The organism is Streptomyces sp. WG7 (assembly GCF_049975785.1).
GTDB lineage: Bacteria > Actinomycetota > Actinomycetes > Streptomycetales > Streptomycetaceae > Streptomyces.
Genome location: NZ_JBNGGE010000011.1, coordinates 169,446 through 184,514 on the forward strand (window position 1 = coordinate 169,446; position 15,069 = coordinate 184,514).

The following is a 15,069-nucleotide window of genomic DNA, read 5'->3' on the forward strand; positions in this document are numbered from 1 at the left end:
CGCCCGGCGGTCCGAAGGTTAGGGTCGTGGCTGATCATTGTTCCTGAGGAGGGGGTCCGAGGTATGAGCGGGATAGTGGCGGCGGTCAGCAGCAACGGCGAGTACGCGTTCACCAAGCCGAACCGCGACAGCATCACACTGCTCGCCGGGCTCGGTGTGGAGGGCGACGTACACGCCGGTGTGACGGTCAAGCACCGCTCGCGCGTCGCACAGGACCCCACCCAGCCGAACTTGCGGCAGGTCCACCTCATCCATGAGGAGCTCTTCGCCGAGGTCGGGGAAGAAGGGTTCCCGGTGGCGCCCGGCGAGCTCGGCGAGAACATCACCACCCGCGGCATCGATCTGCTCGGCCTGTCCGTTGGCACCCTGCTACGCATCGGCGACGAGGCAGTCCTCGAGGTGACCGGCCTGCGGAATCCCTGCCTCCAGATCGACAACTTCCAGGAGGGGCTCCTGAAGCAGGTCGTCGGCCGTGACGAGGCCGGGAACATCGTACGCAAGGCCGGAATCATGAGCATCGTGAAGGAAGGCGGCACGGTGCGCCCGGGCGACGCGATCAGGGCGGAGCTTCCCAGTGGGCCGCATCGGGCCCTGGAGCGGGTCTGACGTCCTCCTGGTCAGACCGTGACATGACATCGGCCGCGCCTGCCCGCCGACCAGCGCGAGCACCGGGTCCTGGACGAGGACGCCGCCCGGCCACCGACCGGTGTCCAGAGGTCGCGCGTGGCCGGCAGCGCCGCACGAAATCGGTGGACACGTCGCCCGGGAGAGCTCTAGATTGCACGAGTTCAAGATCGAGACGTCCGAGCGGGGTGCATTTGATGACGGTTCAAGCAGTGGTGGCCGACTGCGGACGGCCGCCCTCCAGGAACGCCAGGACCTCATCGAATCTAAGGAATCCCTCCTGTGGATCTTCCACGCATTTGGACCATTCGCGAGAGCAGTCACCGCATCCACAACCCGTTCACCGCTGACAAGCTCGCCACGCTCGGCCAGGCGCTCCGTCTGGCACCGGGCACGCGGGCGCTCGACCTCGCCAGCGGTACGGGCGAAATGCTGTGTACCTGGGCTCGTGACCACCGCGTCACGGGGACGGGGGTGGACATCAGCACGGTGTTCACCGAGAAGGCCCGGGTCCGCGCCGCCGAACTCGGAGTCGCCGATCAGGTCGACTTCGTCCACGGCAATGCCTCCGGCTACGTCGCGGAAGACCCGGTCGATCTCGCCGCGTGCATCGGCGCCACCTGGATCGGCGACGGCGTGGCCGGCACCGTCGAGCTGCTGGGCCGCAGCCTCCGCCCGGGCGGCCTCATGCTGATCGGCGAGCCGTACTGGCGTCAGGCACCGCCGACTCAGGACGTCGTCGAAGGCTGCCACGCCGGCAGCAGAGCCGACTTCCGGATGCTGCCGGAGCTGCTCGGGCACTTCGGCGACCTCGGGTACGACGTCGTGGAGATGGTGCTGGCCGACCAGGACAGCTGGGACCGGTACCAGGCGGCGCAGTGGCTCAACCTCCGCCGCTGGCTCGACCGGAACCCCGATGACGAGCTGGCCGCCGAGGTGAGGACCGAACTCGCCACCGGGCCCGCCCGCTACGTGCAGTACAGCCGTGAGTACCTCGGCTGGGGCGTCTTCGCGCTGATGAGCCGCTGACACTGAGGGCAGCGCGGGTCCGGGCAGCATGCTGCCCGGACCCGCGCGTTTCGGGTAAGGGGACGGGCGGGCCATGACTCGATCCGCTCAGGGAGTCGAGCCCCCATCAGGCCCGGAGCGGTTCAGTGGTGATCTGCTCTCCGCCGCGGTGGTGCCGGCGATCCAGCCCCAGGTGAGGGCGGAGCCGATGGTCGCGCCCGGGGAGATGATGCCGGGGCCGATCACGGCGGCCATGGCGTTTCCCGCCGCGTGCAGGCCCGGTACGGGCGTGCCGTTCCAGCGCAGGACCCGGGCACGCGCGTCGGTGAGAGGACCGCCTTTGGTGCCGACCGAGCCGGCCAGGACCGGCACGGCGCACAGCGGCGGTTCGATGACCGTGCCGAGATTCGGGTGGGGCGCGGCAGGGTCCCCGCCTTCGCGGTCGTAGACCGTGGCACCTCTGCCGTAGTCGGGGTCGAGGCCCTGCGCGGCGAACGTGTTGAAGCGCCGCAGCGTCGAGGTGAGTGTCGCAGCGTCGATGCCTGTGTGTTCGGCGAGTTCGGCCGGGGTAACCGCCTGGACGGCGTGCGTGGGCAGCGGCTGTCCGGGGCGGGCGCCGGCGAAGGGGTAGCGGGCGCGGTACTGGGCGTCGGCAATGGCCCAGGCCGGCACGTTGCGGGGGTGTCCGGTGTTGGGGTCGGTCTCGGCGAAGGCGAGGGCGGCATTGTGGCTGGACTCGTTGACGAAGCGACGGCCGGCGGAGTTGACCCAGATGACGTGCGGAAGCATGCGCTCGGCGATCACCAGTTCCGGCCGGGGCGTCCCGTCCGGCCAGGCGGCACCGGGGTGTTGGATGACCGGCCATGACCAGCACTCACCCGTGTGGGCGAGTGCCGCGCCCGCTTCGGCCGCCAGCCTCAGGGCGTCGCCGCGGCCGACGGGAGGCGTGACGGGGTGGGCGTAAGAACCGTCCAGCAGATTCTCGCGCAGGCCGGCGTCGTGTTCGAAGCCGCCGCAGGCCAGTACCACGGCCCGTGCCGGGAAGGCACGCCGGCCCTCCACCCGGACCCCTGTGACCGTCACCCTGCCCTGCTCACCGGTCGTGGTGAGAGCGGTGACCTGGTGCCGGTTGAGCAGGCGGACGCCGGCGGAACGGCAGGCATGGAGCAAACCGGCCACCAGCCCCTGGCCCAAGGTCGCCCGTCCGGCCGTGGTGCGCTCCTCGATCAGGTCGGCAGGGGGTGATCCGCCGGTCACCAGGTGGAGCTGGGTGATCTCCTCGTTGGTGAAGACCGGTGAGAAGAAAGGGGGCGGCCAGAAGAGGTCCGCCGGATCGCCCAGGTCACCCAGACCGACCGGGGCGACTTCGATGTTGCGGCCGCGCGGTCGCCAGCCGGGCGCTTCGGTGAAGGTGTCGGCCAGGGTGGTAGGCGTGAAGCGGATCGGTGAGTGCTCCTCCACGAACCGGACCATCCGGGGTGCGGCGTGCACGAACGCGGTGACGAGACTACGGTCGCGCCCTCGAGTGCGGTCGCACACATAGGCCAGGGCCTCCTCGGGGTCGTCGGTGACCCCCACCTCGGGCATGTGGTGGTTGCCCGGCGCCCACACCTGGCCCGCCGAGACAGCGGTGGCGCCGCCCCACCGGTCGCTGCCCTCCAGCACCACCACCGAAGCGCCCGCCACCGCGGCGGTCAGCGCCGCACACAGCCCGGCCGCGCCGGAGCCCACGATCGCGACGTCGTATGTATCGCCTCGACTCACTTCGCCTTCCCCTGCCGGGCCAGTCAGATCAACGTCAGCGCCAACGCGCCGATGTAGACGAGCTGGTAAACGGTGCGCATGACGATGGGGTCCCCTTGACTGGTGCCGCGCTTGGCGGCGGAGACGTTGGCCGGATACTGGACGATGAGGAGCAGAATCAGGCAGACCGCCGCCCACAGCGCCGTGGCCGGGATCAGCAGGCCGACCGCCCCGACGATCTGCAGGACGCCGGTGAGCGTCACCAGCAGATCGGGCCGTGGCAGAACCGGTGGCACCATGTCGACGATTTCCGCCCGCAGGCGGTGGTGGAAGTGCGCGAAGCCGGTGAACAGGAACATCACCGCCAGCCCGACCCGCAACGAGGGCAGCCAGGCGTCGAGCACGTCCACTCCCGCCACACCGGCCAGCCGCGCCAGGCCGAAGCCGACGAGCAGAGCGATCAGGGGTTCCAACCGGACCTCCGGACATGCGGGCGACTCTGCGCTCGGTCCTCACGACCGGCCTGCTCCCCAGTGAAACAACCGCGCCCGGAGGAACCCTCCCCGCCACGCGCCCATGACGCCCGACAGAGCAACGGTCCCCCCAATGGACGACGACCGACGCATGTGTCAGGCGGTCGGCGACGAGGACCGACGGCCCGGAAGGGGGATCGCCGAGGTGAGCCCAGAAGCCGCCAATAGTTGATCTCTGGTGGGGAGGCAACCGCGGGGCGTGGCTCCTACGATGCTGCTCGTGACACGCTTTGAGGATCTGCAGCGTTCCCTCTGGGATACCAGCAGTGAGTACGCAGTGCAGCCGGCCCTGACCGACCAGGTGGTTGCGGAGGCCCAGCGGCTGCTGAACGTCGCGCTCCCCAATTCCCTGCTCGACCTGCTGCGCCACCGAAACGGGGGCCAGGTCGCGGCCGGCCGCAATGCCTTCCCCACGAGCCGGCCGACCTCTTGGAGCGCCGACCACGTCCCGTTCGACAGCGTGATGGGCATCGGCCGTCGCGAGGGAGCGATGTCCCTGCTCGACAGCCCGTACCTGCTCGGGGAATGGGGGCTGCCCGCCGCGGTGGTTCTGGTCTCGGGTGACGGTCCGTGCTGGATCGGGCTCGACTACCGGGCCTGCGGCCGACACGGGGAACCGTCCGTCACCTGGTTCGAGGCGGACCTCGACACGGAACTGGTCCTCGCCCCGGACTTCCGTTCGTTCGTCGAAGGCCTCACCGCTGCCCGTGACTTCGAGTGAGAGCCGGGGGCAAGAGACACCCGGCTGAGCGCGCTCCCGCACACGAGACCGTGCCCCGCCCCCCCCGCCCCCCGTGTCGTCCCTGCCACTGACCGGTCACGGCGGGCGGGGCGAACGTTGTCTGCCAGGGGCGTCTGCCAAGCCCCGGGCCGCGAACCGCTGCCGAAGAACTCGAAGGCACCCGCGCCAAGCTGAAACGCCTGGTCAAGCTCGATCGACATTCTCACCGAGGTCGACACCGGCAGCTTTACGAGAAAGTCATGGCCGGACACCTGTGGCCAGCACTCTCTGGCCACAATCTCGCGGGCGTACTGGTCCTCCGGGCCGATGTCCTGGACTACCTCCTGGGCTTCTCGCACCCGACCCGTCTCGCACATCAGTCGAACAAGGACGTACAGGGCGCCACGGTCACCGTCTTCGGCGCGGTCACGCAGCGCCGCCTCCATGTGCTGCCTGCCACCCGGTACCAGGCTCTACGGCCGCAGGCCTTGTGCCAGCGGCGGCAGGTCGCGCCGTTGGACGTGCTCGCTGACAGCTGTCGGCCCGTCAGTCTGTGGCGTTATTCTGAGAGTTGTCCTCGTCACCGTTACGTGGCCATGCCGTGGCGGGGCGCGGGTCTGCACACCTGGGAGGCTGAGCGGACGTGAGGGCACCTTCTCGGCAGGAACCGGGAGAGCCGATGCCGGCGTGGGGGCGAAAGCTGACGGTCCCGTGCCCGCGCTGCACTGTGGCGACGCACCGTCACCGCACCATGGACTTCGACGGTGTCAACATCTACCGGCCCCAGGCCGGTCCCGACCCGGTCCGCGTCCTCGAGGGCGGGGAGCCCGAGGTGGAGCAGGCGTGGATCGCTCTGGTGCCCGGTGACTACCCGGCCAGACTCTTCGCCGACACCGAGGTCTACCATCTCGTTGGTGGCATCGCGTGGCCCGGTCCACATCACCGTGACTACGGCAGTGCGAAAGTCGCGCACGACGCCTGCTGTCCCGGCCTGCACCGCAGCCGGCCCGACACCAGCCGAGGTGCCGGTGAACTGTGGCGGGCGATGCGGCTACGCCTGACCCGCAGCGTCTGAAGAGCCCGAGCATGCATGGAGAGACCGAGCCGGTGCGCCGGCCCGGCCGCTCCCGGAGGAGGCACCCGTGAATCACGCCCAACTCGTTGCACTGGGCCGGTCCCTGCGCGTCGCGGGGGAGCACGGGCAACGCCTCGACAACGCAGACGCCATCCCCCACGTGGAAGAGATCCGGCAGGACCTCGAGCGATCGCTGGCCCTGCTGAACGACGCCATCAGTACGCCCAAGCCCACCACTCGCTGTCCTGAGCACCCCACGGGCCCGGTCGATCCCGACGCCTTCGACGGGTGCCTGCTGTGTGAGACCCGTCGGCGGGCCGGCCTGCGCACTCCCAGGCCACGCTCAGGAGACAGCCCTGCGCCTGCGTCCGGGGACGAGGCGGCGCCCCTGAGGGTGCAGAGCCAGTACGGCATCCGTTCCGATCAGCCCGAGCCGAGGAAACGCTGGATCCCGGAGATGTGGAACGGGCAGGCCTGGCAGATGTGCGGGACGCCCCGCCAGAGCGAGCAGGAAGCCCACCACTACCTCGAAGAACTGCGCCACAGCCCGGACGCGGCCTCCGCCTACCGCCTGGTGTACGCATACACCGACCACCAGGTGCTCCGCGTCTGGGGGCAGCCGCTCACCTCTCCGCCTCCGTCGGCCGGCCTGTGACATCCGCCGATCCCCGGATGCCGGAGGACGCCTTGGCGTCGCGGATCGCCCTGGCCCACGGCCGGGAAGACGCACGCGCCGCCGTCCCGGGCTCCACGAGCTCGCCCAGGTGGGCGGGGCCGGCGGTACCCACGGCGGCGGAGCCCATTGACTGACTCAGCCTGCGCGGGGATCGAGGGACTGTGCGATGCGCGCAGCGATCCCGCCGAGTTGTCTGGCCTGTTCCTCGGTGAGCCGGCCGAAGAGGTGCTCGCGCAGGGCCGCGTAGTAGCCGGGCGCCGCCTGGGCGTACTTCAGCGACCCCGCCTCCGTCAGCGATGCGACCGTGACGCGGGCGTCCGAGGGGTCCTGCTCGCGCACGAGCCAGCCCTGTCGCTCCAGCCGGGACGCGATACGGGACAGGTGCGACGGGGTGACCCGGGACAGCTCGGCGAGTGAACTCATGGTGTGCGTGCGGCCCCGGTGCTGCGTCAGGCACCACAGGATCAGGAATTCGTGATGGCTCAGTCCCTGCTGCTTGAGCCGTCCGTCCAGCGCTGCCGGAAGCCAGAGGAGCACCGACAGCAGCGACTCCCACGTCTCCGCCTCGGCCGGGACAAGCTCGTGATTCGCTTCCACACGCGCGATCGTAGCGCGAAAACACTTTCCATGGTGAGTGACTCTCAGGTACTTGCCGCGGAAAGCTTTACACTCTAAGTTAGTTTCCGAAGCAAGCAATGCCGACAGAGGAGTAATGATGCGTGCTGCCCGCTACCACGACTACGGCCCCGCCGACGTACTCGTCATCGAGGACGTCCCGGAGCCGCACGCCGGTCCCGGTGAGATCCGTATCCAGGTCACTGCGGCCAGCGTCAACCCGGTCGACTGGAAGCTGCGCTCGGGGGAAGTCCGCGCGCACTTCCCGGTCGGCTTCCCGGCGATCCCCGGTCGCGACGCCGCCGGTGTGGTGGACGAGGTCGGCGAAGGCGTCACCGGCGTCACCGTCGGTGACCGGGTATTCGGCCTCGGCGGCATATTCGGAGCGACCGCGCAGTACGCCACACTGACCGCCTGGGCCCCGGTGCCGGAACCGTGGACGCTGGAACAGGCCGCCGGGGCCGGGCTGGCCGTCGCCACCGCGGGCCGGGGGCTCAACGCGCTCGGCGACCTGTCCGGCCGCACGCTGTTGATCGAAGGAGCAGCCGGTGGAGTGGGCAGCGCCGCCGTCGCCATGGCGGTGGCCCGCGGAGCCACCGTCATCGGCACGTCGAGCACGGGCAAGCACGCCTATCTGCGCACGCTGGGGGCCCTGCCCACCACCTACGGCCGAGGGCTGGCCGATCGAGTCCGCGAACTCGCCCCGGCGGGAGTGGACGCCGCGCTCGACATGGCCGCCTCCGGCTCGCTCCCCGACCTCGTCGCCATCACCGGCGACGCGGACCGCGTCGTGACGGTCGCCGACGCGGCACGCGCGGGCCAACTCGGAGTACGGCACCTCTACGCGGAGAACGACGCCACGGTGCTCGCGGAGGGTGCGGCACTGGGCAGCCGGGGCAGGTTCACGCCCCACCTCGCCGCAACCTACTCGCTGGACGAGATCGCCGAAGCGCACCGCGATGCCGAACGCGGCCACACCCAGGGGAAGATCGTCATCACCCTGTAGCGGCAACCGCAGCCCGGGCGCAGTCCGTGAACCCATGACGGCATGGCGGAGTTCGCCACCGCCCACGCGACTGCGGCCGAGGAAGGCGGACGGGCGGGCGGGGCGTGTACGGGCGGTCCGGAGGCAAGGAGAGAATGAGGCCATGGTGATGTGTAGGAAGTGCGGTGCGCAGAAGCGCCGTTGGCCTCGTTCCTGTTCCCGGTGCTCTTCCCGGTCGGACCGGGGGGATGCGGCCGCGGACGCTGCCGAGCTGGCCGTGGAGACAGGGCTGCTCGGGTGGATCGGGCGAGGAGTCATGAGCGTCGTGCGGCTGGTACTGCGCGTGGTGGACTGACCGCTCCACGCAGACGTGCTCCGCCGCCGAGCGCCTTGCTGCCGCTCGTCCGCGTCGCCCGGGAGGCTGGCTGTGAGGTCGCCTGCCTGCCCGGACTGGGCGAGCCGGCGGACGTCAGGCCGTCCGCGTCGGCCTCGCCGTGCGATCGGCCCGGTGGCTTTCCGGGGGGCCCAGATAGCTCGGCTCCAGGCCGCCTGTGTCGATCACGAGTCTCTGGACGATCACCGTCGGGTCGACCATCCAGAGTTTCAGGGTGTGGGTGCCGGGGCCGGAGAGGGGGTGCTCGGTGACGGTCAGGTTGGTGTTGTCCGAGGTGTTCCGTTCCCACTGCTTGTTCATCGAGGTGTCGTCGGCGCCCGTCACCCGGGTGACGTTCACCGTCCGGGGCGTCGCGTCGTCGAACGACACCGCGTACCGCTGGCCCTCCGTCGGCAGCACGTTGTTGCGCGGTGACAGGTACACCAGCACCCGCACCGTTCCCGGGTCCGTCGTCAGTGTCACCTCGTACTCCAGTCGCGGGCTGTTTCCGCCCGGGGTGCGGCTCGGTGCAGTCACCGGCCACGGCGTCATGCCGGACCCCGTCCGCCCGATGTCCGGGAGTTCCCGCCAGGTCACCCCACCGGTCTGCACCGTCCGGGTGGCGTGTGCCGCCTCCATCGCGATGTATCCCGACGCCTCCACGAAACCCCGGCGCCCTTCGCGCACCCCGAGCCGCGGGTTCTCCGCCCGCGCCGTCACCCGTACCGTGGTGCCGCCCGGCCCGTGCACCGACAGCGGCACCTCGGTGGTGCCGTGCGGCGCCCGGAGCCAGTCCACCCGTACCGTCGCGCGTACCTGGTCCGTCACCCGGCCCCGCGCGGGCTCGACAGTCAGCCAGGGCACCGGTGACTCGATCCGGTACGCGAACGCCTCCCGCCCGCGGTTGAACACCTCGACGTAAGGGTCGGGCGCGGTCCGGTACGGGCTCAGCGCGGGCAGCACCGCGGGTGTGTCCGAGGCGGGCCACCACGCGTCCGAGCCGTCGATCCCGACGCCCATCTCCGCCCCCGCCGGCACCTCGACGCGCTTGACCGCCGGGAACACCTCGTCGGGCAGCGCCACATGGTTCGGTGTCTGCGGCTGCTGCCAGGGCGCGTCCGGACCGTACCGCGCGACATCCCCGTAACCGATCTTCGGCTGGGTCTGGAAGCCCTTCCACTTCCCGCCGGCCAACTCGTTGTTGTAGTGGTCCGACAGCGCCCGGTCGTCGGCGAAACGCGCGGCGGTGGTGTCCGCCAGGGCGTTCGTCCCCGCCCGGCCCTGTGCCGCGTAATGGAGGTTGGTGAACTCCGCCTCGCGCAGCGCGTACAGGTTCGCCGTCGCCTTGACCTGGTAGAGCACGATCTGGAAGAACGCGTCCCGCCGCTCGGCCGGGAGCCGCGCCCCGATCCGCTCGGCGCGCGCCGCCAGTTGCCGCCACTCGCCGGTGACGCGCTCCAACTCCCGGTAGTGATTGAGGTGGTACGGGCTCTGCCGGTCGTCGTAGACCACCGCCGAGGAGTCGCTGGCCGGCTCCTTCGCCGGGTCCAGGGTGATCCGGCGGTTCAGCAGTTCGGGCTTGCGGCGGGCCTGGAGCACACCGTACGCGTGCAGCACGTCGGCGATCGCGGCGGCGTACCGGGGGCCGAAGTTCTCCTCCGCATACTCCCGTTCCCACTCCGGGAGGCGTTCCAGCGGCCATCGGTCAGGGTCCCAGGCGTAGTCCAGGAAGAACTGAAGGGGCAGCTCGTGGTTCTTCATGTCGCCGACGTTGACCACCCACAGCCGGTCCACGCCGTACGTGGAGGCGAGGTGGAGTTGTTCCCAGGTGGAGACGAGGTTGACGGTGTCGACCCACTTGTAGTTGCGGCCGCCGCCGACGTAGTCGAAGTGGTAGTAGATCCCGTAGCCGCCCGCGCGCGGCTCCATCGACCGGTCCGGGAGCTTGCGCAGGTTGCCCCAGTTGTCGTCGCAGAAGATCACCGTGACGTCGTCGGGCGGGCGCAGGCCCTCGGCCCAGTACCGCTGGACTTCCTTGTAGAGCGTCTGCACCTGCGGGATCTCGGTGAGCCGGTCGGCCCCGGCCTCCTCGGCGAGGATGCGGCGCTGGGCAGCGAGGATGGACTCCATCAGCTCGATGCCGTCGCCGTCGGGCAGGCTGACGTCACCGTTGCCGCGCATGCCGAGGGTGACGACGCCCTCGAAGCCCTGCTCCACCATGCGGCGGACACCGTCGCGCCAGTACGCCTCGATGGCGGCGCGGTTGCGGCGGTAACTCCACTCGCCGGTGCCGCCGTACGGGTCATGCCCCGGGACGGTGATGTCGCCGGCGGCGTCGCGCTGCGCGGCGACGGCGTGGCGGTTCCACTCCTCGATGCCCCGCATCATCGGCGCCTCGTGGGAAGTCCCCATGACAACGCCGTAGCGTTTGGCGGTCGCGTGGTTCTCCGGATCGTCCTCGGCGAAGGCCCGGCCCCACACGGCGGGCCACAGGTAGTTGGCCTTCAGCCGCAGCATGACCTCGAAGACCTTCTCCCAGAACTTGCTGTTGAAGCCGTTCGGGTACCCGGGCGCCAGGCCGGGGCCGAAGTACGCCGGGGCCCAGGTCCCGAGTGCCGGGTTCTCGTCATTGATGAAGAAGCCGCGGTACTTCACCGCCGGGGTGCCCTGCGTGTGGCGGCCCGGCAGCACGTACAGCTCGTCGTGGCGGTGCGGCGGCACATCGTCCCAGAAGTGCCAGGGCGACACTCCGATCTGCCGCGACACCTCGTACGTCCCGAAGATCGTTCCGCGCTGGTCGCTGCCCGCGACGACGAGGGCGCGCCGCACACCCGGCAGCGGGTCGCGCACGACCTGCTGGAGGGACGTCTCCCACTTCCCCGCGACACCGGACACGTCGAGCTTCCCGGCTTCTACCAGGCCGTCGATCAGCGGACTGCGGCCCAGCGTGCCCACCAGCACGATGTCGCGGGCCCCTGCCTTCCGCAGGTCGTGCGTGACGGCGGGCTCGGTGCCGGTCACCCGGCCGATGTCCGTGCGCAGATCCCCGACGACCCGCACCACGCCCGGGTGATCGCCTTCGGCGGCCACGAGTGGCGCTGCCCGGCCGCCTGCCACCAGCGGAAAGGCGTTCTTGACGGGGACGAAGGACACGAACCGGCGATACGGGCCGGACTCGGACCCCGGTCTCCCGGCGGCGGCACCCGACCCGAACGGCGAGGCCGGGACGGCGGCCGTCGCGGAGGAGGGGACGGCACCGGCGGCCATCGCGGTGGCCACGGCCGCCGCCAGCACCGTACGCCGGCGGAGGGACGGGGAAGCGGGGGTGCCGCCTTCGGAAGACCTGCTCATGAACTCGACCTCCGGAACGGAAGGAACGGGGGCGGGGGTGGGCGGGTGGGGTGGGGCGGGGTGGAGGTGTGGGGGGAGCGCGCGACGCGTCGCCTGTCCGCGCGGCTATCGGAACAGTCGGACGGGCACCGCGTCGGCCAGTGCCCGGTAGCCGTACGGGTTCAGATGCAGGTGGTCGCCCACGTCGGCGGCGGGCAGCAGCCGTTCCGGAGCGTCGGGCGCCCGCACCGCCGCGTCGAAGTCGATCACCGCGTCGAAGCGGCCGCTGTCACGGATCCACGCGTTCACCGTCCGCCTGGACTCCTCCCGCAGACCCGCCGTGTCGTCGTACAGCTCGTTGCCGCCGAACGGCAGCAGGGTCGCCCCGTACACCTTGATGCCCTGGGCGTGCGCGCGGACGACGATCTGCTCGTACGCGGCGATCAGCCGCGCCGCGACGTCCTTCTGCGCGGTGGGCGTGGCCGGCGCCGTGCCGATGTCGTTGATCCCCTCGAAGACGACGAGCCACTTCACACCGCTCTGGGCCAGTACGTCGCGGTCGAGGCGGGCGAGCAGGTTCGGGCCGAGACCGTCGTCCAGTACGCGGTTGCCGCCCGCCGCCTGGTTGAGGACGGCGGTGTCCACCGTGCCGCCGGGCCGCGACAGCAGACGGTCGTAGAACTGGTCGGGCCACCGGTCGTTCCCGTTGGTGGTCGAACCCCGCCCGTCGGTCAGTGAGTCACCGACGACCGCGACCGCGTCCGCACGCGCCGGCGCCCACGTCTCGACCCCGCTGAGGAAGTACCAGTGGTCGGTGGGCGTCGCCCCGGGCAGGTCCACGGCGTCGACGTGCCGGCCGGCCAGTAGGTGGGACGTGGTCCTCGACCCGGGATGCGAGGTGATGTCGAGGGACGCCTGACCCTCGGCCAGATACATCGTCACCGTCAGGTTGCTCCCCGCTGCCACGCGGAACGGCAGGGGATCGGACACCGCCTGCGCGCCCACCGGCACGATCGTCGACCCGGCGCCCTGGAAGGTGACCGGGTGGGCGGAGCCGGGCTCGATCCCGGCGACCCCGGCCCGGCCGCCGTCCGGGCGTGCCACCGACACCGAGGTGAGCGGCAGCGGAGCGCCGCCGAAGGCGTTGGAGAAGCGCAGCCGGATCCGCTCCCCGCCGACCGTGACCCGCACCGTCTGGCGCAGGGTGCTGTCCACGAGGACGGCCTTCTCCTGGGTGAACGGCGCCGGTGGCATGTTGCCGGGCTCCGTCAACTGCGGCATCGCCGCCCAGGTGTTCACCCAGTGCCGCCCTGGCGATGCCGCGCCCGGCAGGCTCGACGCGCCGCCCGTGGAGGTGGCGGTCATCAGCGCGACCACGAGTACTCCCACGGAGGCGAGGGTGCTGATCCATGACGTTCTTCGCACGGTGGTGCCGTCCCTTCATGGCGCCGACCGTCAGCGGGGCAGCTCCGTGAACCGCACAGCCGGGCACGACGACGAGGCATTCCGAAAAGGCGCGTTCACGCGTGGCTCTCATGAAGCGACGACGACGTTAGGCAGCCGACTTCCGACACGTCAAGGAGTCCGGAACCGAAACATTCCGAAAGCCTGACGGCTCTTGGACCCGCTGCGTGCGCGGGTATTGACCCCGTGGTCGACGGGCCATTAAGTTCCGGCGGAGTCCTCCCTTTCGGAGCCAACGTCGAAACTTTCGCCTTTGCCTGTCCGGGGAGAACAACGGAGTCGACGCCGGTAGGGGGTGCAACTCGCGTCCCCCAGTCGTGTGGTGGCGACGGAGGTGTCGGCGAGGTGGTGCCCCGCCGGCCCACGTCGGGGCTCGCCGCGCAGGCCGAAGACGCGCTGTACCCACATCTGGTCGCCGCGAAGAGCGGGGCCGGGCACCGCCCGGACGGCGGTTCACGCCCCGGCGTCCTTGCCCTGAACGAAAGGGCCGCGGGTGCGCTCGGTCGGGTGCCGGTCGTCCGCACAGGAGGGGCGGCCATGAACCTCCGGGCGAAGCCGCGCCCGGCCGGCGACGCTTTTGAACCGGGCTCACGATGGACGGCGCCGTGTTGCGGTGCGGTGCGGACGGTGTGACGGTGATCGAAAAGCCTGCCACGCACCCCGGCAGCCCGGGCCGGGCCAGGCCGACGGTCACGGGCGAGCAGTCACTCCCCAGTGGGTGTCCGGCACCGGCACGGTGCCGGAGACCCACCGGGAGAAGATCGATGAGGTCGGCCTGACGGCGCAGGTGCGGGGTGAAGGCCTCACAACGCCGGCCGTCCCCAGTTACGCCACCGCGGAACGAAACACCTCAGCAGGAGCCCACGTGACTCACGAGAACGAACCCAACGCCGAGGCCGAAGGCGGCCCGGAAAACGACCCGTCTCTCCCCGACGCCGCAGCCGCTCCTGTCCACGCCACGGCCGAGGAGTCCGATGCCCCGCCATGGTCTCAGGACGAGGAGAAGAGACCGACCGCACGGATCCTCGTGGTGCAGATGGGTCATTGCTTCCGTACATCGGGCGCCACCGGCACACCAGGGGAACAGGCGTTTGTGAAAGCGGTGGCCGATGCCTGTGCCGAGGAACTCGGAAAGCCCGGTCCACCGGGCCGGGAGCTTTGGCACCTGCGGGTCATCAAGGCCGACGAGCCCTTGGAGAAGTACGCCGGCGACGCGTTCGTCGCCTTCCACTGCGACGGCTCGACCCATCAGAACGCGCGGGGGGCGAGCGTCGGCTACCGCAACGCCGCAGGGCAGTCTCTCGCTCAGGCATGGAAACACGCCTACGAACAGCACGGCTGGTCGGGCGGGTTTCGGGACGACAACTACACCGAGAACCTGAAAAAGTACTACGGCACCCGAAAAGCCGTCGAGGCCGGTAACCAGCGGGCGTTCATCGCCGAGTGCGGGTTCCTCACCAACCGGGACGACAAGGCTCTGCTGACCGGCCCGGGCGGCGTCAACCGCGTGGTACACGCACTGTTCGACGCGCTCGGTATCTGAATCCCGGTGCACCTCAGCTGGAACGAGGGCGGCCGGTGCGATACGCGGGGCGCCGGCACACCGAGTTCGGGCCGCGGTGGTGGCGTCGGCCGCCAGGGTGTTCGAGGATGCCTTCCGTCTCTGCGCCGGTGGTGGCCATGGTCCGGCGGGCGACTACCAGTGGCGGCCCGCGTTCTCCGTGACCGGAGCGCTGCCACTGGTCGGAGCCGGCACTCAAGGTCGATGGCAGCACAAGCGCGCGGAGGCCGGTTGAACTTCCACATCGACTTCGACCGCCGGCAGGTCACCTGCCCCCGAGGCCAGGTCAGTCAGGGCCGGCACGCCCTGGTGGCTTCACAGCTCCTAACGGGATGACCGCGTCGAAGCTGCGTTCGTCTTC

The 15,069-nt window shown here is 70.5% G+C and carries 12 protein-coding genes; 7 read left to right on the forward strand and 5 right to left on the reverse strand.

All coding sequences use genetic code 11. The features are described 5' to 3' along the window. Positions 1-63 precede the first annotated feature (63 nt). Complete coding sequence (locus ACP4J0_RS14790) at positions 64-606, forward strand: MOSC domain-containing protein (RefSeq protein ID WP_426599128.1); 543 nt, start codon at positions 64-66, stop codon at positions 604-606. Between the two features lie 300 nt (positions 607-906). Further along, a complete protein-coding gene (locus ACP4J0_RS14795) occupies positions 907-1,653 on the forward strand; it encodes an SAM-dependent methyltransferase (RefSeq protein WP_426599129.1) in 747 nt (248 codons plus the stop codon). Between the two features lie 87 nt (positions 1,654-1,740). On the opposite strand, the gene ACP4J0_RS14800 is transcribed toward ACP4J0_RS14795, so the two are convergent. Continuing rightward, positions 1,741-3,396 carry an FAD-dependent oxidoreductase gene (locus ACP4J0_RS14800; RefSeq protein ID WP_426599130.1) on the reverse strand — a complete coding sequence of 552 codons (1,656 nt, stop codon included), beginning with the start codon at positions 3,394-3,396 and terminating at the stop codon, positions 1,741-1,743. Between the two features lie 23 nt (positions 3,397-3,419). Continuing rightward, the gene (locus ACP4J0_RS14805; RefSeq protein WP_426599131.1) at positions 3,420-3,848 is read right to left on the reverse strand and encodes a DoxX family protein; all 429 of its coding nucleotides are present in this window, start codon (positions 3,846-3,848) and stop codon (positions 3,420-3,422) included. 280 nt (positions 3,849-4,128) lie between these two features. Here ACP4J0_RS14805 and ACP4J0_RS14810 point away from each other — a divergent pair, with 280 nt between their 5' ends. From ACP4J0_RS14810 to ACP4J0_RS14820, 3 genes are all read left to right on the forward strand, one after another. Next, positions 4,129-4,629: an SMI1/KNR4 family protein gene (locus ACP4J0_RS14810; RefSeq protein WP_426599132.1), complete on the forward strand. Its 501-nt coding sequence runs from the start codon at positions 4,129-4,131 to the stop codon at positions 4,627-4,629. 751 nt (positions 4,630-5,380) lie between these two features. After that, positions 5,381-5,704, forward strand: a complete 324-nt coding sequence (locus tag ACP4J0_RS14815; protein WP_426599133.1) for a DUF6083 domain-containing protein — start codon at positions 5,381-5,383, stop codon at positions 5,702-5,704. Positions 5,705-5,771: 67 nt separating this feature from the next. After that, positions 5,772-6,359 (forward strand): hypothetical protein, encoded by a 588-nt coding sequence (locus ACP4J0_RS14820; RefSeq protein ID WP_426599134.1) that lies wholly within the window; start codon positions 5,772-5,774, stop codon positions 6,357-6,359. Positions 6,360-6,515: 156 nt separating this feature from the next. Here ACP4J0_RS14820 and ACP4J0_RS14825 read toward each other — a convergent pair whose 3' ends face one another. Beyond that, complete coding sequence (locus ACP4J0_RS14825; protein WP_426599135.1) at positions 6,516-6,977, reverse strand: MarR family winged helix-turn-helix transcriptional regulator; 462 nt, start codon at positions 6,975-6,977, stop codon at positions 6,516-6,518. 118 nt (positions 6,978-7,095) lie between these two features. Between ACP4J0_RS14825 and ACP4J0_RS14830 the strand changes: the two genes are divergently transcribed. Continuing rightward, positions 7,096-8,001 (forward strand): NADP-dependent oxidoreductase, encoded by a 906-nt coding sequence (locus ACP4J0_RS14830; RefSeq protein ID WP_426599162.1) that lies wholly within the window; start codon positions 7,096-7,098, stop codon positions 7,999-8,001. Between the two features lie 448 nt (positions 8,002-8,449). On the opposite strand, the gene ACP4J0_RS14835 is transcribed toward ACP4J0_RS14830, so the two are convergent. Together ACP4J0_RS14835 and ACP4J0_RS14840 are read right to left on the reverse strand one after the other, a co-directional pair. Continuing rightward, positions 8,450-11,704 carry a glycosyl hydrolase 115 family protein gene (locus ACP4J0_RS14835; RefSeq protein ID WP_426599136.1) on the reverse strand — a complete coding sequence of 1,085 codons (3,255 nt, stop codon included), beginning with the start codon at positions 11,702-11,704 and terminating at the stop codon, positions 8,450-8,452. Between the two features lie 105 nt (positions 11,705-11,809). Beyond that, on the reverse strand, positions 11,810-13,048 hold the full coding sequence (locus ACP4J0_RS14840; protein ID WP_426599163.1) for an SGNH/GDSL hydrolase family protein: 1,239 nt from the start codon (positions 13,046-13,048) through the stop codon (positions 11,810-11,812). An 817-nt stretch (positions 13,049-13,865) separates the two neighbouring features. Here ACP4J0_RS14840 and ACP4J0_RS14845 point away from each other — a divergent pair. Then, on the forward strand, positions 13,866-14,690 hold the full coding sequence (locus ACP4J0_RS14845) for an N-acetylmuramoyl-L-alanine amidase (protein ID WP_426599137.1): 825 nt from the start codon (positions 13,866-13,868) through the stop codon (positions 14,688-14,690). The last annotated feature ends 379 nt before the right edge of the window (positions 14,691-15,069 follow it).

Excerpts from the sequence above, each read along its gene's own strand:
- ACP4J0_RS14840 (WP_426599163.1), bottom strand. The coding sequence starts at position 13,048 with ATGACCGCCACCTCCACGGGCGGCGCGTCGAGCCTGCCGGGCGCGGCA.
- ACP4J0_RS14835 (WP_426599136.1), bottom strand. The coding sequence starts at position 11,704 with ATGAGCAGGTCTTCCGAAGGCGGCACCCCCGCTTCCCCGTCCCTCCGC.
- ACP4J0_RS14830 (WP_426599162.1), top strand. The coding sequence starts at position 7,096 with ATGCGTGCTGCCCGCTACCACGACTACGGCCCCGCCGACGTACTCGTC.
- ACP4J0_RS14815 (WP_426599133.1), top strand. The coding sequence starts at position 5,381 with ATGGACTTCGACGGTGTCAACATCTACCGGCCCCAGGCCGGTCCCGAC.
- ACP4J0_RS14790 (WP_426599128.1), top strand. The coding sequence starts at position 64 with ATGAGCGGGATAGTGGCGGCGGTCAGCAGCAACGGCGAGTACGCGTTC.